This is a genomic window from Streptomyces sp. NPDC054813 (assembly GCF_053611365.1).
Genome location: NZ_JBSHAF010000015.1, coordinates 179,532 through 206,375, shown reverse-complemented (window position 1 = coordinate 206,375; position 26,844 = coordinate 179,532). Strand labels below are relative to the sequence as shown.

General features: G+C 72.7%; 10 protein-coding genes. 4 read left to right on the top strand and 6 right to left on the bottom strand.

Annotated features, from left to right (window positions below):
* Positions 1-545, bottom strand: a 545-nt coding sequence (locus tag ACWGJB_RS29010; protein ID WP_453383012.1) for a TetR/AcrR family transcriptional regulator, incomplete at its 3' end; no start/stop codon positions are given.
* Between the two features lie 140 nt (positions 546-685).
* Between ACWGJB_RS29010 and ACWGJB_RS29005 the strand changes: the two genes are divergently transcribed.
* Positions 686-1,240 (top strand): cysteine hydrolase family protein, encoded by a 555-nt coding sequence (locus ACWGJB_RS29005; protein ID WP_453383011.1) that lies wholly within the window; start codon positions 686-688, stop codon positions 1,238-1,240.
* A gap of 27 nt (positions 1,241-1,267) precedes the next feature.
* Here the strand turns inward: ACWGJB_RS29005 and ACWGJB_RS29000 are convergent, their stop codons facing one another.
* On the bottom strand, positions 1,268-3,790 hold the full coding sequence (locus tag ACWGJB_RS29000; protein WP_453383010.1) for a right-handed parallel beta-helix repeat-containing protein: 2,523 nt from the start codon (positions 3,788-3,790) through the stop codon (positions 1,268-1,270).
* A gap of 38 nt (positions 3,791-3,828) precedes the next feature.
* Positions 3,829-17,673 carry a hypothetical protein gene (locus ACWGJB_RS28995; RefSeq protein WP_453383009.1) on the bottom strand — a complete coding sequence of 4,615 codons (13,845 nt, stop codon included), beginning with the start codon at positions 17,671-17,673 and terminating at the stop codon, positions 3,829-3,831.
* Positions 17,674-17,844: 171 nt separating this feature from the next.
* Here ACWGJB_RS28995 and ACWGJB_RS28990 point away from each other — a divergent pair, with 171 nt between their 5' ends.
* Together ACWGJB_RS28990 and ACWGJB_RS28985 are read left to right on the top strand one after the other, a co-directional pair.
* Positions 17,845-18,699, top strand: a complete 855-nt coding sequence (locus tag ACWGJB_RS28990; RefSeq protein WP_453383008.1) for a hypothetical protein — start codon at positions 17,845-17,847, stop codon at positions 18,697-18,699.
* A gap of 45 nt (positions 18,700-18,744) precedes the next feature.
* Entirely contained in the window at positions 18,745-19,056 is a 312-nt protein-coding gene (locus ACWGJB_RS28985) for a hypothetical protein (protein WP_046730425.1), read from the top strand.
* A gap of 82 nt (positions 19,057-19,138) precedes the next feature.
* Here ACWGJB_RS28985 and ACWGJB_RS28980 read toward each other — a convergent pair whose 3' ends face one another.
* The 3 genes from ACWGJB_RS28980 to ACWGJB_RS28970 are packed head-to-tail and all read right to left on the bottom strand — an operon-like array spanning position 19,139 to position 25,476.
* Positions 19,139-23,677: an FtsK/SpoIIIE domain-containing protein gene (locus ACWGJB_RS28980; protein ID WP_453383007.1), complete on the bottom strand. Its 4,539-nt coding sequence runs from the start codon at positions 23,675-23,677 to the stop codon at positions 19,139-19,141.
* Positions 23,678-23,728: 51 nt separating this feature from the next.
* Positions 23,729-24,907, bottom strand: coding sequence for a hypothetical protein (locus ACWGJB_RS28975; RefSeq protein WP_453383006.1), 1,179 nt, complete (start codon positions 24,905-24,907; stop codon positions 23,729-23,731).
* On the bottom strand, positions 24,904-25,476 hold the full coding sequence (locus tag ACWGJB_RS28970; protein WP_453383005.1) for a sigma-70 family RNA polymerase sigma factor: 573 nt from the start codon (positions 25,474-25,476) through the stop codon (positions 24,904-24,906). The genes ACWGJB_RS28975 and ACWGJB_RS28970 overlap by 4 nt, the downstream gene beginning before the upstream one ends.
* Positions 25,477-25,773: 297 nt before the next feature.
* Between ACWGJB_RS28970 and ACWGJB_RS28965 the strand changes: the two genes are divergently transcribed.
* Positions 25,774-26,718 carry a ricin-type beta-trefoil lectin domain protein gene (locus ACWGJB_RS28965; RefSeq protein ID WP_453383004.1) on the top strand — a complete coding sequence of 315 codons (945 nt, stop codon included), beginning with the start codon at positions 25,774-25,776 and terminating at the stop codon, positions 26,716-26,718.
* Positions 26,719-26,844: the final 126 nt, after the last annotated feature.

Genomic DNA, 26,844 nt, shown 5'->3' with positions numbered 1-26,844 from the left:
CGGGCGTGGCTTCCGCGGCCCCCACCCCCCCCCCGCGCCCCCCGCCGCCCCCCCCGCGGGGGGGGGGGGGGGGCGGCGCCCCCCCCCCACGCTTCGAGCACCTGCCGGCCGAACTCCTCCAGCGCCCGTCGGCGCAGCTCGGCCACCTGCTCGTCGCCGGAGTCCCGCAACAGCATCAGCACCGGATGTTCGCCGAACTCCGCCCACGCCCCGGCCGCCAGCTGACGGCTGAGCGCCTCGGCCAGGGCGGCCCGGCCGTGCGGGAACTCCTCCTGGCCGCCCAGGAACCGGGGTGTCGACGCCAGCGCCGCCTTGAACAGGCCCTCCTTGGAGCCGAAGTACCGCTTGACGAGCGCCAGGTTGACCCCGGCGTCCGCGGCGACATCCCGCAGCGTCGTACGGTCGTACCCGAGCCGGGTGAACCGGGCGCGGGCGGCCAGGAGGAGCGCCCGGCGCGTCGCCGCTGCGTCCCGGCGCCGCCGTCCGTCGGCCGGATCGGCGCGATCGGCCGGATCGGGCTGCGACGGTGCCTCGTCCGCTGACATGTCGGCTCCTCTCATGGACATTCCGTGGCCAGGAGGGGCCCGCCAGTAAGTAATCGTGCGTTGACTTGGCCCTGGGGTGGGGTTACGTTACCAAGTAATCGCTTGATGACTAACGGGGCCGTGGGAAAGGAACATCGACGGTGCCTAAGCAAGCTCTGCTCGTCATGGACGTCCAGCAGGTCGTCACCGACCGCTTCGAGGCCGACGACTACCTGCCGCGTCTCGCCACGGCGATCGACGCCGCACGCGCGGGCGGGGTCCCGGTGATCTACGTGGTCGTCGGCTTCCGCCCCGGGTACCCGGAGATCAGCTCGCGCAACAAGATCTTCGGCGCCATGCCGAGCCGCGCGGCCGGTCTGGCCGGCGACGCCCCGGCCACGCAGGTGCACCCCGACGTGGCGCCCGCACCCGGCGAGACCGTCGTGACCAAGCGACGCGTCAGCGCCTTCGCCGGCAGCGACCTCGACCTGGTGCTGCGGGCCGGCGAGATCGATCACCTCGTCCTCACCGGCATCGCCACCAGCGGTGTCGTGCTGTCCACCCTGCGCCAGGCCGCCGACCTCGACTTCGAACTCACCGTCCTGTCCGACGGCTGCCTCGACTCCGACCCGGAGGTGCACCGGGTGCTCACCGAGAAGGTGTTCCCCAAGCAGGCGGAGGTCACGACCGTGGACGGGTGGGCGGCGACGCTCTGACGCCTGCCGTGTCCGGCGCCGGTGCCGTCAGCGTGCGGCCGGGTGGGGCAGGTCGTGGGCTTCCAGGCTGATCAGCTCCTCCGAGGTCGGAGCGGTCAGCTCGGCCACCCGCTGGGCCTGGCGTTCGGTCATCTCCTGGAAGATCTGCCGGGCCGAGCGGCCGTTGCCGAAGCCCTCGCCCCGGGGCATGGCCTCGAAGAGGGCGAGGAGTTCGGTGCGGGCCGTGGGCGTCAGCTCGTAGCGGTGCTGTCCGGCATGGAACTCGACGATCGAGACCAGTTCGGCCGATTCGTAGTCCTCGAACAACAGGGTGCGGCCGAAACGGGAGGCGAGGCCCGGGTTGGAGCCGATGAAGCGGTGCATGTCACCGGGGTAGCCGGCGGCGATGACCACGACGTCGTCGCGGTGGTCCTCCATCAGCTTCACCAGGGTCGCCACGGCCTCGGTGCCGAAGTCGTTGCCGGCCAGCGCCGGAGCCAGCGAGTAGGCCTCGTCTATGAAGAGCACACCGCCCAGCGCCCGGTTGAAGGCGGCGGTGGTCTTCGGGCCGGTGTGGCCGACGTACTCGCCCACCAGCGCCGTGCGGTCGACCTCGATCAGATGGCCCCGGCGCAGCAGCCCGAGCGCCTTGAGGAGACGGCCGTAGAGGCGGGCGACGGTGGTCTTGCCGGTGCCGGGGTTGCCGGCGAACACCAGGTGGCGGCTGAGCGGCGGGGCCGGCAGCCCGGCCTCCTCGCGGCGGCGGACCGTCTGCATGAGCTTGACCAGGGAGCCGACGTCCTGCTTGACGCGGTCCAGGCCGACCAGTTCGTGGAGTTCGCCGAGCAGGTCCTCCAGGTTCTCCTCCTCCGGCTCCTCCGTGTCGTCGGCGGCGGACTTCGCGGTCCTGGGGGAAGGCGCCGTCCCGGGCGTGCCGTTCGCCGGGGTCGCGGCCGGGGTGCCGAAGGTCAGCGGGGTGCCGTCGGCCGTGCAGTCCTCCAGGACCGGCTTGGCGCCCTCGTCGGTGCCCAGCGCCTCGGCGCAGTCACGGATCCGGCAGTGCCGGAACACCGGGTCGGCCCCCGCGGCGACATGCAGCGCGGGGAAGCCGGCGCGGGTGACGTCGAGCCCGGTGAACGTGCCGCCCGCGCCCTCCGCCAGGAACACCCCGTTCTTGCCCGGCCGGTCGATGTGCAGCCCGGTCATCTCCGGCCTGGCGCCGGTCCAGATGACGGCACCGGAGCCCGCGCAGTTCTCGACCCAGCCCCCGTGCACCGTCGCCTCGGCGCCCTCGTCGACCACCAGCCCGGCCGCCCCGGCGCCGCTGATCCGGATCCCGGCGAGGGAGGCGGCGGCGCCCTTGGCGACCTGCACGCCGATCTCCTTCGTGCCGGTCACCGTGCAGTCGGCGACCGTGCTGCCGGTGGGCGAGCCGATGCCGATGCCGGCGGCGGACCCGGCGACCCGGCAGCCGGTGAGCGTGGCCACCGCCCGCTCCAGGACGCTCACCCCGGTCATCGCGACGTCGATGATCCCGCAGTCGGTCAGCTCGATCCGGGCCTCGCCGGTGGCGTGCACACCGTGCTCGGAGCCGCCACGCACCCGGCAGTCGGCGAGCCGCCCCACGGCCGTACCGGCCAGGTGGACCGCGCTGAAGGCACTGCGGTCGATCCGGCAGTCCGCCAGGTCCGCCTCGCCCGCTCCCGTCACCAGCAGCCCGTTGGCGCCCGCGTCGGCCACCGAGCAGCCGGACGCGCTGAGCCGCGCGGTCTCCTGTACCACCAGCCCGCTGGCGGCCGCGCCGCGGATCTTGCAGTCGGTCAGCTCGGCACGCGCCGACCCGGTCAGATGCACCCCCGCCGCCCCGGGCGTCTCGATGCGCGACTCCCCGGCGGTGGCCTCGGTGGCGTCCTCAAGGAGCAGCCCGGCCCTGCCACTTCCCGCCAGGACCGAGTCGGTCAGCCGCAGCCGGGACCGGCCGCGCAGCCGCACCCCGGACCCGGTCGTGCGCTCCAGGCGCAGCCTTACGGCGTCCAGGCTCGCGGTGCCGGACAGCACCACGCCGGTGCCGTCGACGCCGGTGACCGCCGTGTCCTCCACCCGTGCCCGGACACCCCCGGCCAGATGCAGGCCGGCCAGCCGGGCGCCCTCCAGACGGCAGCGGCGCAGCACGACCGCCGTCGTACCGCCCTCCTCGTCGTCCGGGCCCTTCGCCTGCACCCGGCCGCCCTCCACCGAGCACTCCTCCAGGACCAGCCCGGCCCCGGGCGACACGCTCACGGCGGGCCGGCCCGCGTCCGAGCCCCACACGGTGATGTTGTGCAGGGCGCAGTCCGGGCCGTCCACGGTCACCGTGGGCGCATCCCCGGGCGGCGCCGCGATCACGACGCTGCCCCGGCCGTGCTCCGCCGTGAGCACCACCGCGCGGTCCAGGACCAGGTTCTCGGTCCAGGTGCCGGGGGCGATCACCACCAGGTCGCCGGGCGAGGCGGCGCGTATCGCCTCGCCGATGGTCCGGTACGCGCCCCGGCCGCCCTGACCCTTGGGCGCCACGGTGTGACGGGTGGTCATCTACGTTCCTCAAGTCTCGGTGATCGCCGCTGTCCCGATCATGGCGCCTGGTAGTAGGTGGGATTGATGCTCGCACGATAGGCACTGGTCAGGTACAGCGACTGGATCGACTTCTCGAAGATCTTGAAGGGTAGCTGGATCCAGAAGTCGGCGAAGCCCTGGCGGTGGAAGAGCCGGCTGCCCGCGCTCATCACGAACACGTTCTTAACCAGTCCGGTGGTGGCGGCCGTGGTGACCGAGGCGGCGGCGTTGATCCCGCCCTCCCAGACCGCGTCCCCGCCGTGCAGCTTCACCGTCTGCCCGTCGGCGTCGGTGACGCCCCACACGGCCGCGTTCATACTGCCGTTGACCCAGCCGGACAGCGCGCTGCTGAGAACGCCGAACGAGAAGTCGTAGGCACCGCCCCGCCAGCGGGTCGGCGTCTCGTTGCCCGCCCACTCGTTGACCCAGGTCTTGTCGTGGTTCAGCGGGCGCCGGGTCCACGGCTTGCCGCCGTCCACGTTGGCGATGCCGGCCTTGAACTTGCCGAGATGCTCGAACCCGAGGGCCCGGTTCTCGTGCACCGCGGTGCTCAGACCGGTCTTGATGGTCGCGCCGACCGCCGCGTTGGCGAACGACTTGAGCGCGTCCTTGCCGGTGAACGGCTTGTTCTGGACGGCGGCCACGATCCCGTTGACGGCGAGGTTCGCACCGAACTCCAGGATGAACTCCTGGCCGAACTCCAGCGCCGCCTTCTTGGCCACGGACTGCCAGTACGGCTCGTAACGCGCTTCGCGCAGCGCCGCGTTGCCGTCCGGCAGGACGGTGCCGGACCACGGCATGCGCTGCGCCTCACGGGTCGTCCGTCCCCAGCCGCGGATCTCGGTGAGCGCGCCGCGGAAGTCGTACTCGTTGCCGACCAGCCGCCAGGTGTTGAACGTGTCCCGCTCGAACACCAGGCCGCTGTCGGTGCGCTGGGCGATCAGATCGCCGTTCCTGTTGTAACGGTTCCACTGGCCGCGCCAGGCGTCGGTCTCCAGGAACCCGCCGCCGTCGGCCTTGCGCTCCCGGACCACGCCGCCGTGGTCGAACTCCTTCCAGACCGAACCGGCCGGGGTGTTCTGGGTGACGGTGGTGCTGTACGTCCGCACCCGCAGCGGACCGCCGTTGTGCAGCGGGGTCTCGCGCAGGACGGTGGGTGCGCCTTGACCGGTGCCGGGCAGCGAGTCACGGAAGTGGCGGGCGCCGGGCGCCCACTGCTCCTGCCAGGTGCCGTCGTGCCACCAGCGGCGGACCTGGTTGGCCAGGGCCGGGTCGAGGGCCGTGCCGTCGCGCTTGAAGACGTTCGCGGTCCACCAGCCGTTGGTGTCGCGCCAGGCGTCCACGTGGTTGCCCGAGTCGAGCATCCGGCGCTCGCGGACCAGCTGTCCGTGGGCGTCGAAGTCCCGGTAGGAGTCGTCCCAGGGCAGCCGGGAGTCGGTGGAGCCGCGGAAGAACTCCCGCTCGCCGGTGCCGACCTGGGCGCCGTTCGCGTCCAGCTCGCGCCAGGTCCAGCGGCCGGAGTCGGCGCGGCCGGAGCCCTGGATCACATGGTCCGGCTGGTTCGGCTTGGCGTGACTCTGGCCGACGAGGTTGCCATGCGGGTCCCGCTCGACCCAGAGGCGGTTCTCCGGCAGGCCGGTGTACTCCCGGACGACCCCGCCGGGCAGCCCCTCGTGGGCGATCCGGGTGGTGCCGCCGGCGTCCTGGTACACGTCCTGCCAGAGCCTGCCCGCCGGGTCGTTCGCGAGCGGTTCGCGGTAGCCCCTGACGTTGCCGGCCTGCCAGGGCTGGTCGGTGGGGTTGGCCGGGGCGTGGCCGGGACGCCCGGCGTGGTCACCGACCTTCAGGGAGGTACCGTCGTGCAACTTGCCGCTGAAGCGGGCGAAACTGCCGTCGGCCGCCAGGTCCAGGGCACTGCCGTCCATGCCGACGTACCGCACACCGGAGGCGGCGACGGTGCCGTCGCCCGCCTCCTTGCTCCAGGTGAACATCTGGTAGGTGTTGTCGCCCCGGACATGTGCGTAGGGCGGCCGGGTGTGCTCGGCGCCGGTCAGCCAGCGGGTGCGGACCCAGGTCGGCGGGCGCTGCTCGCGCCAGCGGTCGGTGGTCAGGAAGCCGTCGCCGAACGCCTCGTGCTTGCCGACCTCCTTGCCGTGCGGGGAGTGCCGCTCCCAGGTGGCGCGGAGAGTCCCATCGGCCGGGTTCATCGCGTGTTCCTGGTACTGGCCGGCCCGCTCGGGCCATTCGGCCATGCCCCACTGCCGCTGCGCGATGTCACCGCCTGCGGTGCGGTCGGTCCAGCCGCCGCCGAGGTGCTCACGGGTCCGCGGGCCGGAGGCGATCTCCTTGCCCGCGCCGTCGTAGCGGTGCCAGGTCCAGCCGCCGTTGCCGTTGTCGAGGCCCAGGGTGTGCCCGGGCCGCCCGTCGAACTTCTGCAGCCCGTCCCGGTACTCGCGCACCGTGCGGCCCCAGCCGTCGGTGTCGCGCCAGCCGGTGCCCGCCGTGTCGTAGTGGCGGCTGCCGGTACCGGCCGGGGTGCCGGTCTCGTCCCAGCGCACCCAGTGGGTACGGGGGTTGGTGCGGGCGAAGGAGATCGTGTCGGTACGGCGGAAGGCGTCCACCACGTCGCCGCCGGCACCGGGCAGCACCCGCCGCTCGAAGACCGGCACCCGGGCCTTGGTCGAGCTGAGCAGCCGGATGTGGCCGCTCGCCGCGCCGGAGAGGTCGGCGGTGCCGTGATGGAAGGAGCCCGCCGCGATCGGGGCCCCGCTCCGGGTGGTCCGCTCCCAGGTGCCGTCGGTGTGGTCCACGACGTACCGGAAGTCCGTGCGCCGCCCGTTGTCGAGCACGTTGAGGCCCTGCCGGACCGGAGTCCCGTCGGCGGCCAGATGCAGGAACTCGCCGTGGCGCGGACTGGTCCGGTCGTCGAACCCGATCCGGGTGGTGCCGTCGGGGCGCCGGACGGCGTCCCAGTGCGCGAGCCTGCCGCCCGCCCCGTCCTCCAGCCAGGCCCCGGGGTGGGCGGCGGTCGGCGGCTCCACGACGAGGAAACGTCCGCCGTGGCCCGCGGGCAGCGGGGTGCCCGTGGCCGTGACGGCGCCCTGACCGTCGTACCGGGTGAACGACGTGTCGGCCAGGGTGGTCTGGTGGCCGCCGCCGGGCAGCGGGACGGTCTCCTGGACGAACCGGCCGGTGGCCTGGTCGAAGACCTGGCGGCCGCCGCCCGGAAGAGCGATCTCGATCCGGCCGGCCGGATCGAGGGTGACCGCGCGCGCCGGGTCCGGGGCGAAGGCGTCGTCCAGCCAGTGCGGAGCCGCGCCGAGCGGCCGGTCGAGATGCCCGGCCGGTACGCCGTCCCGTCCGGTCAGCCGCAGCCCGTCGCCCGCGAAGTCGCCGTTGACGCCGAAGGTGCGGTGCCCGGTGTCGTGGACGGTTCGGAAACCGCCGTTGTCCGGGAGCGCGGTGACGGTGTCGGGCAGCCGGTTGCCGTCGGCGTCGGTGAGACGGTGACCGCCGGCCCCGTCGGGCTCGGCGAACCGGCCGCCGCGCGGCCCGCCGGCCGGGTCGGCCAGCGCGGTCGAGGTGTTCACCGGGTGGCCCTGGGCGTCGTACAGCACGGACTCGCCGGTGATGTCGTCGATCGTGCGCGGCCGGTTGCCGCCGACCGCGACCACACGCTGGGGCAGCGGCTGTCCCACCGTGTCGGTGAGACGGTGACCGCCCGCGCCGTCCGGTACGGCGATCCGGCCGCCGCGCGCGTTCGCCGCGGGGTCGAACAGGGCGAGGCCGGTGTCCTGGTAGCGGCCGTCAGCCGTGAACCTGCTGGTCGCGCCGCTCGTCTCGTCGGTCACCCGGAAGCCGGTGGAGCCGGGAAGTGTGGTGACCGTCTGGGTCTGCCGGGTACCGGACGTGTCGGTCAGGGTGAAGCGGCCCGTGCCGTCGTCGGCCAGGAACCGCTGCCCGCGCGCGCCCTGCGGGTCGGTCAGCGCGACACCGGTCTCCTGGAGGCGGCCCTGGCCGTCGTGGCGTACGGACACCCCGGTCGTCCCGTCGGTGGCCCTGATGCCGTTCCCGTCACCCAGGTCCTGCACCCGCAGGTCCAGACGGTTGCCCGCGAGATCGGTGACATGGACGTCGGCGCCGTCGGTGACCCACACCCGGTCGGTCCCGGCGGGGACGCCGTCCCGGCCGGTGAGCTGGACGCCCTCGTCGAGCCGGAGACCCAGGGCGTCCACGCGATGGGTGACGCCGGTGTCGAGATGGGTGATCCGCGCCGCGTCGCCGGGCAGCGGGAAGGCGGTCAGCCGGTCCGCGCCGGGGCCGCCCACCGTCAAGGCCTGGCGCACACCGTGGGCGTTGAGATCCGTGTGCAGGCGCAGCCCCGTCGGCCGCCCGTCGGCCCCGTACAGCGGCATGTCGTCGGCGATCCGGTCGCCGTTCGCGGTGTACGTGGTGACGGTTTCCGACGGAGTGTGCCGGACGTCGAAACCGCCGTCCGGCCGGGCGACGACCGTGCGCAGCGGGTCCGGGTGCAGCTGCTGGTCGACCACCCGCAGCGTCACCGTGTTGTCCTGGGCCACGCTCCGCTCGATCGTCAGCCCGTTCGGCCCGCTCACGCCCGAGTTGTTCAGAGCGACGTGGTTGACCGCGGGCGGGACGGTGTCGGGCAGCGTGTCGAGCTTGCCCGCGCCGAGCGTCGCGCCGCGGTGGGTGGCCGCCACCTGGATCTCGTGGACCCGGGACTCGATCTCGGTCGGATGGATGCCGAGGTCCTCCAGGTTCTGGTAGGCGGTGCGGAACCGGTCCTGAGCGGCGACCAGTTCGTGGTTGAGCTGGACGTCGAATTCGCTGACACCCTGTGATGTGCTGGCTCCGCCCGGCCCGCCGCGCAGATCCTCGACCCGGTTCAGTTCGATCCGGGCGGACGACAGCTCGACCCAGGCCTCGCGGAACGGCCGGCCGTCGCCGCCCATGAGCTCGTCGAACCGCGCCGAATCCTCCGCCCACGGCGTCTCCCCGGGCTGCCGGGAGGGCGTGGCCGGAGCCTTGCCTCGGTTCGGCCGGGAGGGTGCGGCGGGGGTGGTGTCGCTGTCGAGGTGGGCGGCTGCGGGGGTGGTGTCACCGTCGAGTCGGGCGGGTGCCGCCGGGGTCGTGTCGCCGTCCAGGCGGGCCGGTGCGGTGAGGGTGGTGTCGCCGGTGTTCCGGAGCGGCGGGGTGCCGTCCAGCAGGCTCAGCGCGTCGTTCTGCCGCTGGGCCTGCGCGGACCTGTCCATGCCGTCGAGCATCGTCTGGAGTCTGGTCTGCGTGTGCGGGGTCGTGCCGCCGGCGGCGAGGGCGGTGCGGGTGCGGCCGGCCAGCCCGTCCGCGCCGTCGCCGAGCCGCCGGAAGTCGTCGAGCAGCCGGTAGGCGTTCGCCTCGGCCCGGACCTGGTTCAGGAGCTGTTCCACTCCTGCCCGGCGGACCGAGTCCGGGCGGTCCCGCAGGAAGCGCCCGGCGGCGTCGGCCAGGTTGTCGAGGGCCTCGGCCCGTCGCGCCAACTGGTCGGCGGGGACGTGGTGGAAGGCGTCCAGGGCACGGTCGACGTACCGGATCTGCGAGCGGGCGCGGATGCCGTTCTCCCGGTACGTGTTACGGCGGAAGACGGCACGGTCGAGGAGGTCGGGCGCGGCCGGGTGGGCGGTACCGGGCGCGGCCGTTCCGGTGGTGTCGCCGGTCCGCCGGGGCGGCCTGAGCATGTCGTCCAGGACGGCGTCACCGAGCGGCTGCGCGGACCGGCCGTCCCCGAGCCGTGTGTCGTCCTTCGGGGGCATCGAGGTGAAGTCGCCGTTGTCACCACGGTGGGGAGTGGCCGAGTGGATGTCGTCGAGGCGTGTCGCGGCCGTGTCGGATTCGGTGAGACGGGGCGGGGTGGCGTCGGTCTCGGTGGGGTGGGTCGGGATGGTGTCGGTGTCCGCGAGGTGGGGTGTGCGCGTCTCTGTGTCGGCGAGGTGCGGTGTGGTCGTGTCGGTCTCGGTGAGACGGGACGGAGGCGTGCCGGTGTCGAGCGGGTGCGGCCGGAGGCTCTCCGTCTCGGTCTCGGTGAGACGGTGCGGTGCGGTGGTGTCGGAGAGATGCTGCGGCGCGGTCTCCGCGTCGAGGGGGTGCGTGGCGGCACCGTGGTTCGGGGAGTGCGAGACGGTGGTGTCGCTCTCCTTGATCAGCGGCGGGGCCGTCTCGGAGTCGATGCGACGCGGCGCCGGCGACTGCGTGTCGGTGCCGTGCGGTGCCGGGGACTTGGTGTCGAGGTCGTGCGGTGCCGGGGGCGTGGTGTCCGAGTCGGCGTGGTGGGGTGCCGGGGGCGTGGTGTCGAGGTTGTGTGGCGCTGGGGGCGTGGTGTCCGTGTCGGCGTGGTGGGGTGCCGGTGAGTTGGTGTCCAGGCTGCGGGACGGGAGGCCGTCGCCGGTGAGCGCGGGGGCCTTGGTGTCGGGGCCCAACTGGGTGTGCGGGAGCTGGGGTTGGGCGTGGGCCGGGGTCGTGTGGACGTCGGTCGCGGCGGACACGGAAGGCGTCGCTGTCTTGGCGTCGGCGCCCGGCGGCAGGAACAGCCGGCGGCCCTCGTCCGTGAAGTGGAGGCCGGCGGAGTCACCGCGGACCAGTCCCGCCCTGAACAGGTGCTTGAACGCCTTGTCGAAGGCGGTCCTGCCCAGGTCGACGGCGGCCGTGGTCTGCGTGCCGACCTTGGAGTCCGGCAGGGACCGGAAGCCGTCCGAGTTGGCGAGTGCCCGGACCATCTTCTTCATCTGGTCGGTGATGCCGGCTACACCCTGGAGCGCGTTCTCGGCCAGTTGCGGAAGTTCGCTCAGGTTGGGGCCGTTCGCCCCCGCGGCCGACGAGGAGGTCCCCGCGTCCTGGTTCTTGCCCGGCCGGGGCTGCGGATTCGCGCCCTCGGGCTTGGCCTGTGGCTTCAGTGCGTCGAGGCGGGTGTTGATGTCCTTGAGGAGCTGCTCGCGCTGGTCGAGCAGGGTCTTCGCCATCTCCTTGCGTTCGCCGACGGCGGCCGCGTGGAACTCCTGGGTCAGCTTGACCGACTGCTCGGCGTGCGGCTGCGCCTTGTTGAGGTTGTAGCGCAACGCCTTGGTGTTGCCGCTCTTGACGGCGTTGTCCGCCTGCCGCACCCGGTCGGACGCGTCGTCGAAGGCCTTTCCGGCCGCCCGTGCGGCCGGATCGACCGTGCCGTCGGCGAGGTAGCGTCCGTCGCCGTCCGCGTCATGAACCGCGAGCGGCGACGGCCACTCGCTCGTGGCATGGCTCCCCAGCGGGTTGATGGGCAGTCCCGAGCCGAACTTCGCCTCGGGCCGGTACAGCTTGGAGATGACCGAGCCCAGCTCCTCCGGATGGGCGGTGTCGGCGAGCAGCCTGAAGACGTCGTCCTTGAAGGCACCCCCGATGAAGTGGACCTCGCGCACCACCGACAGGGCGAGCGCCTCCTGCACGTGCGCGCCGTGGAAGACCTCCTGCTCGAAGGAGACCTGCCGAGGCTCGTGGGCGGGGTACTCGTACGTCCAGCGGCCCCGCTTGCCCACCTCGTCGAAGCCCTCGTCGTACTTCGCGCTGCGGACGACGTCGTCGCCGAACTTCAGCTGGTTCATCGTGTCGCGGTCCAGCGGGTGCAGCTGGTCGTGGAGCGAGACCCAGCCGCCCTTCTCCTCCAGGACCTTGGCGTCGAAGACGAGCGTGGTCGGCCCGTACCGGGTCGCCATCGGCGCGTCGCCGACCTCCATACGGAAGAACACGAAGTCGTCGTTGCCCAGGTTGGAGGTGTTCTTCGCGGAACTCTTGCCGGACGCGAGGAACCTGACGCCCCGGCGGGCCAGGTCGCCCTGTGAGGACATCACACCGCTGTTGGCGATGGCGTGGTAGGCCGGAGTGGCGTGCTTGATCCGGTACGGCAGACCCTGGAGCTTGTCCCGCAGCTCCTGGAACTTCAGACGGTCCGCCTCCGGCAGGTCCTTCAGCAGGTTGTCGACGTCGGCACGCAGGTCCGCGATGTTCTTCTCGGACAGGCTGCGCACGAAGTCGTGCTGCTGGGACCGGGAGAGCTTGTCGAAGCCGTCGAAGTCCTCGAACATCTTCCGCCACTGGGCCTCGGTCCCGGGCAGTACGGCATTCCACTGCGAGCCGCTGGGCACCTCGCCGAACGCCTGGTTCTCGCGATAGCGCCGCAGGAGGTCCGGGATGCCGCGCTGAATCCGTTCCACGGACGCGTCGGTGCCGAGGAAACCCTTGAGCACGAGGTCGTCGCCCGGCTTCGCCGCCTTGACGGCGTCGTCGACCAGCTCCGCGAGGTGGTGGGCCACGGCGGCGACGGGCGTGTGCTCGTTGCGCAGCGTGTACGTGCCGCCGAAGCGGGCGGCGTCCGTGACATGGCCCTGGAGGGCCGCGTCCAGATCCTTGGCGGCCTGCTCCAGCCCCTCGGCCAGGCCCTTCAGTTCACTGTGGGGAGTCGTGCCCGCCTGTACCAGGGACTCGAGTTCGTTGGCGAGCCGCCGGACGGTGACCGACTGCGATTCGATCTCCTCGCCGGTCCGGATGAACTGGTCCGAGCGGACCGGGCCGTGGCCCGCGCCGCGGGATCCGGCGTCCAGCTGCCGCGCGTGGGTCTGGAGTTTCAGGGCCCGGTCGATGTCGCCGGCGCCCGCGAACTGGTCGACGAGCATGTTCAGTTCACGCTGAGAGAGCAGGCGGTTGTCGAGTTCGTGCTGGAGCGCCTCGTCGAGTTCGCGGGTGGCGTCCTTGAACTTCGTGTCCGCCTCGGCCAGGTCCGCGTTGGCCTTCGCGATCTTGGCGTCGCCCTTGACCAGCTGTGTCTGCGTGATCTCCGCCTGTTGCAGGTCCTTGTGGGCCTTGGTCTGGTCGGCCAGGATCTCGTTCAGCCGCCTGGGCGGTGTCACGGAGGCGACGCCCGTCTCGCCGTGGGTGGCGACGGCCGGCGGGGGAGTCGCGTCGTCCGCCGTGGTGATCATGCCGCCGAGCAGCCGGGGCCGTTCCTTCAGGCTGAGTTGGCGCAGGGCGGCCAGGTCGGCCTCCATCCGCACCGGGTCGACGCCGAGTTCGGTCAGGCGGTGGTGGGTGGCGTCGTACCGCTGCCGGGCGATGTCGACGTTCTCGCGGGCGCGGATCTCGTCGGGCGTGGGGCCGCGGGAGCTGCCCGCGTGCCCGTTGTGCGGCAGCAGATCCTCGGACCGGCCCAGGTCGTACCGGGCCTGCACGTGGTCCCGCCAGGCCTCGCGGCGCGCCCCGCGCAGCGGGTCGTCGAGGTGGCCGAAGAGCGCGTCGACCCGTTCGCCGTCCCGGAACCACGCCTGCTCGATCTCGGCCGGGGTGAGCCGGGCTCCCCGACCCGGCAACTCCTGGCCGCCACCGGCGCGCGGGGTGTCCGGCCGCGGGGCGGGCGTCGTGTCGGGAGTCGCGTGCACCGTGCCCGGTACGGCGGTCTCCGTGTCCGGGGTGCCTCGGGTCGGGCTCGGGACGGTCATGTCGGTGTGGAGGGGGGAGTGGGTGGTCCCCGGTACGGCCGTTTCCGTGTCGTGCGCGGTGTGGGTGGTGGCCGGGACGCTCGTGTCCGTGTCCGGCGTGGCCCGGGTGGGGCTCGGGACGGTGGTGTCCGTGGGGGACGCGGTGTGGACCGGGCTCGGCCGTTCCCTGCTCCACGACGTGGGCGTGGGCAGGGAGCTGAGCAGTTCGTTGTTGTGCAGGACGTGGCCGCGCAGGTCCGCGGCGAGGTCGTTGAAGCCGGTGCCGCTCCACTCCTTGGTGAAGGTGCGCTCGCCGCCGGCGATCGTGACGGAGACGGCGTTGTCGTCCACCTTGTGGGTGACGGTGACGGTCATCTCGTCGGTGAACCCGGGCCGGCTCACCGTGAACGTCTTCACGTTCGGGCCGTCACCGCCCTCCCGTACGACCGCGTCGCCGAGCCCCTCCCAGCGGCGCATCGCGTCCTGCCCGAAGGCGCGCCCGAAGTCCTCGAACGCCTCGCCGGACCGGAGCCCGGACCACTTCTCGTTGATGAGCCCGTCGAGCCGGCCCTCCGGGATCTGCTCCGCGCGCACCGGGACGACCGTGATGCCGTCCTCGACCCGGGCCGGCCCGGTCCGCACCAGCCGGGTCGGCGAGAGGGTGATCTCCCACTGGTCCTGGTTGAGCGCGAGTGCGTCGTCGGCGGCCTTGTGGTAGCCGGGCGGGTAGGCCATGGCGAGTTTGCCGTGGTCGGCGGGTACGTCGATCTCGAAGACGACGCGGTTGCTATTGACGCCGTTCTTCGCCCACTCCGCCTGGAAGGCGAGGTTGTTGGAGGTCGAGGCGGGCAGCCGTTCCACGAACACGTCGGCCTGGGCAGCCCGTGGGTCCATGGACACGCCCCGCCACACGGTCATGCGCTGGTTCGGGCCCTCGAACATCAGGTCACCGGCGACCTTGTTGAACTGCTTGACCTTGCCGACCAGGCCCGGATTGGCCTCCAGGGCGCTGGGGTTGACGAAGCCGCCGTACCCCTTCTTCGAGGTGAAGGCGCCGCCGATGACGCCTTGCATGAACAGCTTGGTCTCGTTGTCGGTGGCGGCCTTGCCCATGTGGCCGCGGGCCGCGTGGGCGGCGGCGTCCCAGCTGTCCGCGGAGGCGCCGGTGAGCTCGGCCGGGCGCGGGGGCAGGGTGACGTCCGGGGTGGACGACCGCAGCAGTGCGCCGGTGGACCGGCTGTAGACGTGGCTGCCGGAGGTGGAGGCGACGACGATCTCGTGCTCGCCGCTCAGCTTCGCCGGCCAGGTGCCGGTGGCGTCGGTCAGGGAGTCCACGGACTTGCCCGCGACCTTGATGCTCACCCCGCTGAACGGACCGTCGCCGAACCGCACGGTCTCCTCGGCGAGCCGGATGCCGCCCAGCCGCTTGAAGGTCCAGCTGTGCACCACGGTGCCGCCGACGGCGTCCAGCTGCCGTACGACGAAGCCCGTACCCTGCTTCTCCACCGTGTACAGGCCCGACTCGAGGGCGCCGCCGTGGAGTTCGGGCGTGCCGCCGCGCGGTGCCTTGACCGCGAGCTGGTGGTTGCCCGGGACCTTGACGACGTTGGGGTCCTTGAGGAGATCGTCGAAGGCGCCGGTGGTGTCGGCGGTGTGGGCGGTCGGCGCGGGGGAGGAGTGCCCCGGCAGCGGGGTGTGGGTCCCGGGCGGGGTGGGGCTGGCGTGGGTCGGCAGGTCCTCGGGGACGCGCACGGAGGTGCCGTTGGCCGAGCCGGCCAGGCCCTTGTCTGCGTCCGTGTGCGTGGGCGCGCCGGCGAAGGCGGGGCTGTCGGTGGTGCGGGCGCTGCGGCCGGTGTCGACGAGGTCGAGGGCGGCGCTGTTGCTGTGCGCGCCCGGGTGCCCGGAGCCGCCGGGGGGGACGGGCGCCGGGTCGTGCGGGGCGCCGTTGCCGGTGAACCTGTCGGGGGTGCCGGCGTTCCCGGGGTTCGCCGTGAGCCGGTCCGGGGTCGTGACGGACGCCGGGTTCGTGGTGAGCCGTTCGGGGCTGACCGGAGGCGTCGTGGGTGAGTTGGCCAGCAGCTGCTGCGGTGTGCCGGGGTGCGGGGAGCCGGGGCTCTGGACCAGTTCGTCCAGGTGCAGCCGGGTCTGGTTGGCCGACAGGGCGCTGGTGGTGCGGTCGGCCAGGGCGTTGCCGGTGCCGGGGGCCACGGGGGTGTTCGGCGTGCTGTGACGGGTGCCCGCCAGCAGGTCGAAGGCCGAGGTCCCGGCGTCGACGCTGCCCGGCCCGCCGTGCCCGATGCCGGTCGGGGACGGGTGGGTCACCGTGGTGGGGCCGGTGAGCAGGCTGTGGGGCGCGGTCACGTCGTGCGGGGCGCCGGGCGTCGGAGTCGAGGCGAGCGCGGTGTGCGCCACGTTCGTGCCGGAGGTGCCGGTCAGGGTCGTGTGGACGGTGCCGAGGCCGGGCGTGCCGGGCGCGTGTACGGCGCCGACTCCCGGGTTGCCGGTGAGCGCGGAGTGCAGGGTGCCCGCGGCCGGGTTGCCGGTGGAGATGTCGCCGAGCGTGCCGGCGACCGGCGGCGGGGTGGCGTGGGTGCCGGTGAGGACGGTCGTACCCGGCACGTGCGTGCCGTTGTGGGCTCCGCCCGGGAGCAGCACGTCGGCGGTGGACGTCAGGTTCGTCGGCGTCGGGTGCAGCCCGGTGAGCGTGGTGTGGGCACCGCCGGTGACGCCGGTGACCGGCGTGTTGGTGAGGCCGTGCGTGGCGCCCGGGACACCGGCCGACGCGGGCAGGTGGAGCCCGGAGGCGGTGGTGACGGTCGGCGTGGCGCCCACGCTCACCCCGACGTCCGAACGCCCGCCCAGCGCACCGAAGTTCTCCACGTGGACGTTGCCGAGCTGCACATGGGGCATGTCGACCAGCGCGTCCACGGTGCGCGCCGCGTGCACGCCGAAGTTGCCGCGGTGGGCGATCGCGCCGACGTCACCCAGGTTCAGGGACGGCGGGCGCAGGGTCGAGGTGACGTCCAGATGCGTACTGGGCAGGTGGAGGTCGAGGTTGCGGATGCTGCTCTGACCCGAACCCGCCCCGAACCGGACCTCGTTCAGCTGGATGCGCGGCATGTCGACCAGGGCGTCCACGGTACGCGGGTCGACCGGGACCGAGCTGATCGTGCGGCCGATGCTGCTGGTGATCGGGGCGCCGAAGACGTGCTGCCCGAGCACACCGCGGTCGAAGAGGCTGATCCGCAGGGCGCGCGCGAAGCCGTACTCGCCGATCTCCGCCGCGTCCACCGGCAGGAAGATCCGCAGCCACTTGGTGCCGCCGAACTCCTGGCCCATCCAGGTCTTGGTCGCCTGCCAGCCCCTGGAGAACGTCTCGGGCAGCCCACGTACGAACCCGGGGAGCGCCTTGATGCCCTGCACGATCGTCAGGCCGGCCGAGTTGACCCCGCGGCCGATGATGCCGGGCAGGTTGTGGATGCCGTCCAGCACCCACAGGCCGCCCTTGTAGACCCAGGTGCTGCCCAGCCTGACCAGGTCCTTCAGGCCGAGCAGCAGGGTGGTGGGACGGAAGCCGTTGGTGAACAGGTTGCGCAGGGCCTGGAACGTGCCCCGGGCGATGTTGGCGAAGCCCTTGGCGAAGGCCGTCGTGGTGACGCCCTTGATGATCTGGAAGATCGGCAGCGCCTTGGTGGTGGGCGCCAGGATGCCCAGCCCGGCGAGGAAGAGGTCCAGGAAGCTGGCGTCGCCGTTGGCGAAGTCGACGATCGTCTTGATGAACAGGGTGAGGTTGACGCCGAGGGCGAGCAGCGCGATCGGCCCGCCGAAGATCAGCGCGGGCACGATCAGGATGATCGCCAGCCACTGGAACGCCTCCCAGAACAGCTGGCACTTGGAGATCGGCAGCTGGATGTTGGAGACACCCGAGATGCTGCCCGCCGCCGTTGCGGCGCCTTCGCCGTGCTCGGTGCCGGCCTGCCGGGCCGTCGAGGCGTAGGTCTCCCGGTTCGAGTCGTCCTCGGAGAGCCCGCGCCCCGAGTTGAGCGCGCCGTCGGCACGGGACTGCAACTCGACGAGCTTGTCCGCCCAGGTGCTCAGCGCGGTCGCCGCGGTCTCGAAGGACTGCGCCACGTCCTCGACGTGCCCGCGCAGCCGGTCGTTGACCTTGTCGCGCAGGGCGTTGGCGGCCTCGCCGACGAACACACTGTCCCCGGCGGTGTTCATGACCGCGTCGATGGCCGTGCTGATGCGCCGGGCCTCGGCGCCCAGGTTGTTCAGCTCGGTGGACAGCGTCCGGATCTGGTCGGGGTCGCCGGGTGTGGGGTCGCTGTCGAGCCCGATCGCGTTCCAGTCGGTCGGGCGTGGCATACGGGTTCCTCCCGGAAGCTGCGGGGCTCGGGGCGGTCACTCCCCAATGGACCACGCCACAGCGCCCGCTGCGGTTCACGTGATGTGGGTTACACCCGCCGCTCGCGGTGAACCGGCGGGAGGCGTGCGGCGTGGTCCAACTGACCGGAGTCTCGACTGGGAGGCCCACACATGGCCGACAGCCTGAAAATCGAATACAACGTCCTGAACGACGCCAAACGGGACCTGGAGAACCTGGCCGGCGACATCGGTCCGCTCCTCGACAACAGCACGTTCTCCCGGCTGGGCCAGACGGACTACGACGGATACACCTCCAGCGAAGCCCTGACGGTCCTCGGTGACCAGACCCTGGCCGACGCGCTCTCGGGTTTCTACTCCAACGCGAGCAGCACCATGTCCCACGCGGACAAGGGCCTCAAGGAGCTGGCCGGCGCCTTCGGTTCGGTGGGCGAGGCGTTCCTGTCCTTCGACTCGGAACTGGCCCAGGGCATGGGCATCACGGGCAGCAACCTGGGCCTGCAGAACTACTTCCGGGACAAGGACCTGTGGGACTACAAGCAGGCCCACCTCGACCAGTGCGTGGCCGGCCCGGACGGCACGATGCCGGACTTCTGCTCCGCCACCGACCCGGGCGACCCGCCGCTGGACCAGACGATCAACACCGAGCGGGGCAGCGTCCACACGCACCTCACGCTGGACGACCAGCACCACGTGATCAAGGAGGAGTCCACCGTCACCTACGACGGCAAGACGTACACCTCGGTCACCAACTACTCCAGCGACGGCAACCACTACACCACGGACACCTCCTACCCGGACGGCAGCACCGTCCACTCGGAGACCAACCTCAACTCCGACGGCAGCGGCACGATGGTCACCACCGGCAGTGACGGTGACCGCACCGAGTACACCCGCGGCCCCAAGGACGCCAACGGCAACCAGCCGGACTGGCAGCAGACGGGCGGCAACACCGAGGACGACGGCGGCGGGGGCAACGACTACAACAGCACCCCCGCTGCCTGGTGACGACCCGACCACCGCAACGACACCGACAGGAACGGACAGGAACCCATGGCCAGCTACAACGGCATCAACCTCGACTACCACAAGATCGAGGAGGTCGTGAGCCTGCTGCACGACGCCCACGAGAACCTGCTGCCGGTGCTCAGCAACCTGCGCAACCGGGTCAACACCCTCGTTGACGACGGCATGGTGTTCCAGCAGTCCAGTGAGGTCATCCGCACGACCTACAACAACTTCGACACCAGCCTGCTGGCCGCCGTGAAGGGCATCAACGACTTCTCGGAGATGTTCAACGGCATCAAGGAGAACGCGATCCAGTTCGACCAGGGCATCAGCAGCAGCCTGCAGAACAACTCGTAACTCCCGCAGTACGACGAGGCGTGGTACGACGAGGGCCTCCCCGGAGTTTCCGGGGAGGCCCTCTCGCTGTCCGCTGTGCCGGTCAGGCGCGCAGCGGTGTGAGCGGCACCTGGACGGCGAGCAGGGTGCCGCCGGGACCGGCCGTCCAGGCCCGGCCCGGATGCGTTGCCGCCCGCACGACACTGGGCAGCAGGCGCAGGCCGACCAGGTCGCCCTCGGACAGGTTCTTCGGCGCGAGCAGCAGACCGCTCCGGGCCCGCCGGGCGGCGAGGGTCCAGCCGCTCATACCGCTCTGGAAGCCCTCCGCGGAGGCCGCGTAGACCAGGCCGAGACCCTGGTCGCGACCGGATACGGCGAGCTCCTTGAGGAGTTTGTCCGCCGCCGAGTTGGTGAGCAGATCGGCGTCGTCGATCATCACCACCCGCGGTCCGGGCAGCGCGTCCAGGGCCGCCCGCACGGTGTCGGCCGAGGGGTCGCTCTCGGTGAGCACGGTGGCGGTGGCATGCCGGTCCAGGGCGCGCAGCGGCGACTCACGCGGGGTGAGTACCACCAGCGAGGTGCCGCCGGCCAGCAGCGACACGGCGATCGAGGCGAGGGTGTTGCTGCGCCCCGACCCGGCCGGGCCGAACACCCCGAACGCCGAGGCGGTGCCGGCCAGGTCCGTGCCGACGGGGCCGCCGTCGTCGCCACCGACGCCGAGCAGACCCCACAACGGCCGTCGCTGGGCCGTCTGGACCTTCTCGTAGGCCTCGGCGAACTCCACCGAGCGCGGCAGCACGGCCACCTGGAACGGCCGTCGGGCCTCCGGCACCTGGGTGTCCCGCTTGCGGGCGCTCTCGCCGATCGAGCGCAGCGCCTCCGCCTGCTCGGTTCCGCCGCCGGTGGCGAGCAGCGCCACCTGGGTCTCGGTGCCGCTGAGCACGTGCCAGCCACGGCCGGGCGGGATGTCGGCCGGGATCTTGTTCGGCATCATGCCGACGGCCTGGTAGTCGCTGCGGTCGCCCTGGCGGAGCAGCAGCTTGTGGTCGTTGTGCGCGGCCATCCGCCCGCCCAGCAGCGAGCGTTCGGAGGTGGCGACGACATGGATGCCGGCGGCGGCACCCTCGCGCATCAGCCGGATGACCTCCTGGAGCAGCTGGCCGTGGTCGTGTTCGTCGAGGATGACCTGCAACGAGTCCCAGCCGTCGATCAGCAGCATGATGTGCGCCGGCCGTTCGGCCTTCGGCAGCAGCCGGCGCAGCTCCGTGATGCCGCTCGCGCTGTGCGTCTGGGCCAGGTCCTGCCGTTCGGTCAGTTCCCGGTTCAGCCGCCGCAGCATCCGCCCGAGCCGCTCCAGGTCGTGCCGGGAGACCACACCGCCGCAGTGCGGAAGCGCACCGACGGCGGTGAGGCCGCCGCCGCCCGCGTCGATGCCGTACAGGTGCACGTCGGCGGCGCTCGCCACCCGGGCCGCCGAACCGGCGATGGTCCGCAGCACCTGGGTACGCCCGGAGCGCGGCGCGCCGATGATGTACAGGTGCCCGAAGGTGGTGAGGTCGGCGACAGCGACCCGGCGCTGCTGGAGCTGCGGGACGTCCTCCAGGGCATAGGGGATGACCAGGCGGCCGTCGCGGGTGGCGCCGAGCTCGTCCAGGTCGTCAAGGACCAGTTGGCGCTGGAGCGGCAGCAGCCAGGGGCTGGGCTGCTGGGTGAAGTCGTCCAGCAGGTCGGCGGCGGAGCGGATCTCCTCGACGAGGACCTGGAGGTCGGTCGGCGCCGGACCCTGCGGGGCCGAGGCCGACACCGTCCGGGTCTCCGCGGGGAGCTCGGCGGGGCGGCCGAGGGCGTCCCAGCCCACGTCCACCGAACGCACGGGCTTGCGGGGACCGGCCTCCGGCTCGGTCGCCGACGCCGGGTTCTCCCGAGGGCGTTCGGCACCCACCCAGGCGGTCTGGAACGGATCCGCCTGCCGCGGTCCGCGCCGCACCAGGGCCCGGCCGGGCGTGGCCGAGGAGATGTCGACGGCGTCCTTGACGTCGATGATGTCCTGGCTCTCGGTCTGGTCGGTGACCCGCAGTGCGATCCGCAGGTTGGTGTTGGCGCGGATGTCACCGGTGACCACACCGGCCGGCCGCTGCGTGGCCAGGATCAGGTGGATGCCGAGCGAGCGGCCCCGCTGGGCGATGCTGATCAGCCCGGGGACGAAGTCGGGGACCTCGCGGACCAGGGTGGCGAACTCGTCGATGACCAGCAGCAGCCGGGGCAGCGGCGCCAGCGAGGGATCGGCGGCCCGCTTGGCCCGGTACTCCGGATGGTCCTTGGCGTCGGCGGCGGCCAGCACCTGCTCCCGGCGCCGGAGTTCGGCGGCCAGCGACTCCAGGGCCCGTTCCACGAGGTGGGCGTCGAGGTCGGTGACCATGCCGAGGGTGTGCGGCAGGTGGGCGCACTCCTTGAAGGCGCTGCCGCCCTTGTAGTCGACCAGCACGAAGGTGAGTTCGTCGGGCCGGTTGGCGGCGGCCAGCGAGGCCACGAACGTCTGCAGCAGCTCCGACTTGCCGGAGCCCGTGGTACCGGCGACCAGGCCGTGCGGGCCGTCCTGCACCAGGTCCAGGGAGAGTGGCCCGTCGAAGCCGGTGCCGATGAGGAAGGAGGTGCTGGCGGGATCGCGCTGCCAGCGCTCCAACAGGCCCTGCGCGTTCGGCGGTTCCTGCTCCAGCAGGTCCAGGAGGCGGACCCGCTGGGGGAGTCCGGCGTCGTGCTCGGGGCTGACGTCCCGGATCGGGGCCAGTGAGCGGGCCAACTGCTCGCACCACTCGGGGGAGACCCGGTCGGCACGGACGGCGGGCAGGTCGGGCGCGCCCGGGCGTCGCACGGTCAGCCGGCCGTCGGCCGCGAGGACCACACCGGTGCTCTCCTCGGGCAGCAGCCGCTCCTGCTCGTCCAGACAGACGCTGAAGATCCGCACCCGCGGGCCCTCGGTGAGCACCTGGACCATGCCGGGCACGTCACGCAGCCGCCGGGCGCCGTCCGCGATCACCAGCACGTCGGGTTCGGTGAAGACCACGTCCCGGTCGTTGCCGGCCTGCCGGCGGCGCGCCTGCACCTGGGAGACCAGTTCGCTCATCCGGGCGGCGGTGGACTCGGGGTCGTTGCCGATCAGCACCATCGGTCCGCCGGCCGTGCCGGGCTTGAGATGCGGCAGCCAGCGCGTCCACGCCCAGTCCGTCACCCGGTCCGGCTCGGTCAGGATGACGACCCTGAGGTCGCGCGGGCTGTGCAGCACGCCGGCCTGCGCAACCAGCCAGCGTGCCAGCGGCTGCACCTCGGCGGCCGGACCGGCGATGCCGACGACACCGTGCCCGGTGATGTCGACGCCGATCGGCGTGTCGGGGATGTTCCAGCGGATCGAGCGGTGGTTCTCGTCCCGCGCCGGGTCCTCCAGCTCCCGTACCGACGGCTGGTCCACCGTGCCAAGGCGCAGCACCAGGTGATCCGGGTCCCGTCGGCGCCGCTCCCACAGCCGGCCGCCGGGACCGGTCGCGATCAGGGCGACGGCCGCCGGGTCCGGGCCGGTCTTGTCGCGGACCCGCCGCTCGCCGACGACCGCGTCCCGGACCTGCTTCTCAAGGACGTCACGGCGCTGTTCGTAGGCCCGCTCGGACTCCAGGAACTGCTTGCGGGCCGCACGCCGGCCGGTCGCCCAGTTCGACAGCATCATCATCGGGCTGAGGAACAGGAACACCAGGAAGTAGTACGACTTGAAGATGCTGACCATGAACAGGCCGAGGACGATCGGGGAGATCATCATCACGGTCGGGAACGGCCGCTTCTGCGGCGGCGACGGCGGCTGCGGCAGTCGCACCCGCTCGGCGTCCAGGTGCGGGGCGATCCGCGGCGGCCGGTTGTAGTCCACGCCGTAACCGTCGGCGGACGGGGTCACGGCCGCGTCCGCCTCGACCGGCGCGCTCATCCGCAGCAGCACCGGACCCACGGTCAGGTCCTCACCGGCCGGCCAGGGCACCGGGCCCGGTCCGGTGGAGCGTTCCCGCGGCGGCTGGGGCCGCGGCCTGCGCAGCTGGGTGATGGCGTCGTCGGGCGGCGGCGAGGCGAGCCGGGCCCGGACGGTGGCCTCGGGCTCGTCGTCGGTGCGGTGCCAGGCCGCGGAGCCGTCCGCGCCGACCGTCACCCACAGCCCGGACTCGGGCACCCCGGCGCCTGCGTCGAGCCGCAGGGCGCACAGCGGGTCGGTGCCGATCTCGTGGCTGCCCGGGCCGAGCCGCCAGGTCCGCCCGGCGCCGGGCCCGGAGACGATGTGCACCTCGGCGAGGACACCGTCCTGGTCGCTGTCGTCATGGACCCGGACCAGGTCGGCCGGGCGGGCCGGGCCGCCTAGCCCGAGCAGCCCGCCGTCGCGGATGCCGCTGCCGGAGACCGGGGTCGCGGGGTCGAGCCGGTGGCCGGCGGCGTAGAGGTTACGCGCCTGCGGGGCGCCGGCCGTGGCCCAGTCGGCGCCGCCGGCGGCGGCCTCGTCCTGGGTCAGGGCGGCGGCGAGATCGCCGACGGTCGCGTTCGAGGGCAGCCGGACCTGGTGGTCGCGGCGCTGTCCGTCCGTGGCGTCCACGGTGGTGATGGTGAGGTTCACGGCTCCCAGCCGGGCGGTCGTTCGTGCGGAATCAGGGGACGGGTACGGCGGTTACGGCGCCGGCGGCGAGCTCGCGGAGACACCGGCCGCACCGGAGGTGCTCGGTTCCGCGAAGTCGTCGTCGCTCTCGGCCGCCGGGGCCGGAGCGGGCACCGGCGCGGCGGCCGGCTCGGGTTCGGGGACCGGCCGGGTGGCCGAGACACCGGTCGGCTCGGCGACCGGCGCCGCGCCGGCGTCGAGGTCGGGCTCGTCAGGCAGCAGGTCGGGGTCGGCGGCGGACGTGACGTCCTGCGGACGCGCGACCTCGTCGTCCGGGCGGTCGGGGCACGGCGGCAGGGCGGACAGGGTCCGGGCCACCGCCCGCGACAGCGGCAGGACGTCGACCCGGGTGGCGGCGGGTGCACCGTGCGCCGTGAGCGTCGAGTCCGGCGCGATCTCCAGCAGCCGGGTGCGGCCCCGGGCCACCCCGAGACTCAGCAGCCGCACACCTGACGGCAACGGCCTCTCCAGCGGGTCGGCGCACACGGCGACCTCGATGCCGGGCTGCCCGACGGTGGCGGTGGCCGTCACCCCCGGATGCCGGGGGTGCACCCCGCCGGCGATGGCGACCCGGCCCTCGGGCAGCCGGGCGTCCACCTGGGCCGCGAGCGCCTGGAGCACGGCGCGGGCCGTACGGGCGGCGCGCGGCGGGCCGTACACGGACAGCGCGGGCGGCCCGGAGCGCACGTCGAGCAGCACGGCGTGCCCCATGTCGTGCCCCACGCACACCAGCAGCGGGACGGCCGGGTCCTCGGTGCCGTCCGTGAGATCCCCGCGGTCGATCCACCACAGCCGCGGATCGGTCTCGTCGGCCGCCCAGGGCTCCGGCGGCTCGCGCAGCGCGTCGCCGTCCGCCGCGACCAGCACGGCCATCCACTCGGGGCCGGCCAGCACGCCGTAGGGACGGACCCCGGGGCGGACGGACGCGGCCAGGGCCGTGGCCCGCTCGGCGTCTGCCCACACGGCCGGGTCGCGCAGCAGCCGGACCAGCAGCCGCAGTCCGCGCCGGTAGCGCAGTTCGGTGCGGACCGGACCGGTGAACGCCCGCACGGTGAGGGTGATCTCACGCCCGAGCCGGCGCCACAGGGCCTTCCAGCCGCCGCCGCGCCGCACCAGCCAGTGCGTGACGGCGAGGACGAGAACCAGCACGCCGACCAGGCCGAGCAGGGTGGTGATGGTGTCGGAGGTCATCGCATCTCTCCCCGGAGTTTCTCTGCTCCGGCCGGGCGGCAGCCGTGGGATTCGAGGGTCGCGCGCAGCGCGCGGATGCCGTGATGGGTACGGGACTTGACCGTGCCCGGGGGCAGCCCGAGCTGGCGGGCCACGTCGTCGCCGGCCTGTCCCAGCAGATGGACGCGGGCGACGGCTTCGCGGTGGGCGGGGGCCAGGGTGCGCAGCGCGGAGACCAGCACCCGGCGGTCACCGACCTGTTCGGCGTGGTCGGGCACGGGTGCCGGCCCGGCACCGCCGAAGTCCGCCGCGGTGATCCCCACCGGGATGGTCCGGTCCCGGCGCCGGCTGTCGACCACGAGGTTGCGGGCGACCCGGAACAGCCACATACGGATGGGCCGGTCCCGCCAGTCCAGCCGGCCGGCCGACTGCCAGGCCCGCAACAGGGTTTCCTGGACGACGTCCTCCGCGCCGTGGGGGTCACGCCCCATCATGCCGGTCACGAAGCGGCGCAGGCTGTCGCGCTCCGCGAGCAGGAGGCCGAGCGTCCGGTCCGCGCCGTCGGCGCGGTCATGGTCGATGAGGCTCAATGCCTCCGCCTTCCGGTGTCGGGTTTTGCTGTTGTGCTGTCTTGCGGTGTTGCTCTGTGTCACTGAGGAACGCTTCAGGCACGAACGCTAGCGCGAAAAACGGAAGTTCCCGAAGTCACCATTGCTGCGGACTTCAACAAGTTCGTCACAGGCAACTCCGCATAGATGGACGGAAGGTGACGTTCGGCGGGATCTTCGTGGGCAGGCGTGCGGAGCTGGGCCTTCCCTTGGTTACTGTTCCTGTGTCCCGCTCGTTCCGGGCGTTCCGAGAACTTCACGAGACCTTCAGGAGACGACGTGCCGCCCCTTCGTAAACCCCGGCCCTCGGCGGAACGGCCCGGCAGTCCGGCGGGACGTTTCAGTGACACCTTCGCCAACCGCCCCGCCACGCCCCGCCGCGGGCTGGTGCCGGGTGTACGGGTGTGGGGGACCGTGGCCGCGGCGGCCGGACTGACCGTCGTCGTCGCCCTGGCCGTACCGGTGCTGAGCCACGTCGACCTCTTCCCGGACCCGGACACCACACCGGCCGCGGCGGTGGCGCCGGGGGAGCCGACAACGCTGTCCAGCACGTCGGAGTCGCTGTCCCCGTCCTCGTCACCGACGCCGTCCCACACCCCCTCCCACAAGCCCGCCAAGACCGATTCCGGCGGCTCCGGGTCCGGCGGCGGCACGGGCGCCGGCTCGACCGGGCAGCAGTCCGGCGGCGGATCCGTCGGCTCCGGCTCGAACTCGAGCTCCGGCACGAACTCGGGCTCCACCTCGTCCGGTTCGAAGTCGAGCGGCACCAAGTCGTCGTCCTCGGGCGGGAAGTCCTCCTCCGGGGGCTCCTCGTCGAGCGGGGGCACGAAGACCACCACCGTCCCCGGAGTGGCGCTGATCGGGAACCCGTCCGGCCGCTGCGTGGACGTCACCAACGCGGGCGGGGACGGCACCCGGCTGGAGATCCTGGACTGCTCGGGCGCGGCCAAGCAGAAGTGGGTCTTCCAGTCGGACGGCACCATCCGCTCACTCGGCCTGTGCATGGACCTGGCCTGGGGCAACACCGCCAACGGCACCGCGATCCAGGTCGCCAAGTGCAGCGGCAACCGCGCCCAGCTGTTCTACCTCAGCTCGGCCGGCGACCTGGTCAGCTCCCTGGCCGACAAGTGTGTGGACGTCACCGGCAACGGCACCGGCAACGGCACCAAGCTCCAGCTGTGGACCTGCGCCGGCACCCCCAACCAGAAGTGGCACAAGGGCTGACCTGCCTGGGGCCCCTCTTCGTGGGGGGGGGGGGTCCACGGGGCGGGCGCCGAGCCCGACGAGCGCCGCGCAGCCCCACCCACCCCACCACACAACACCCCCCCCCCCCACCACACACACCACCCA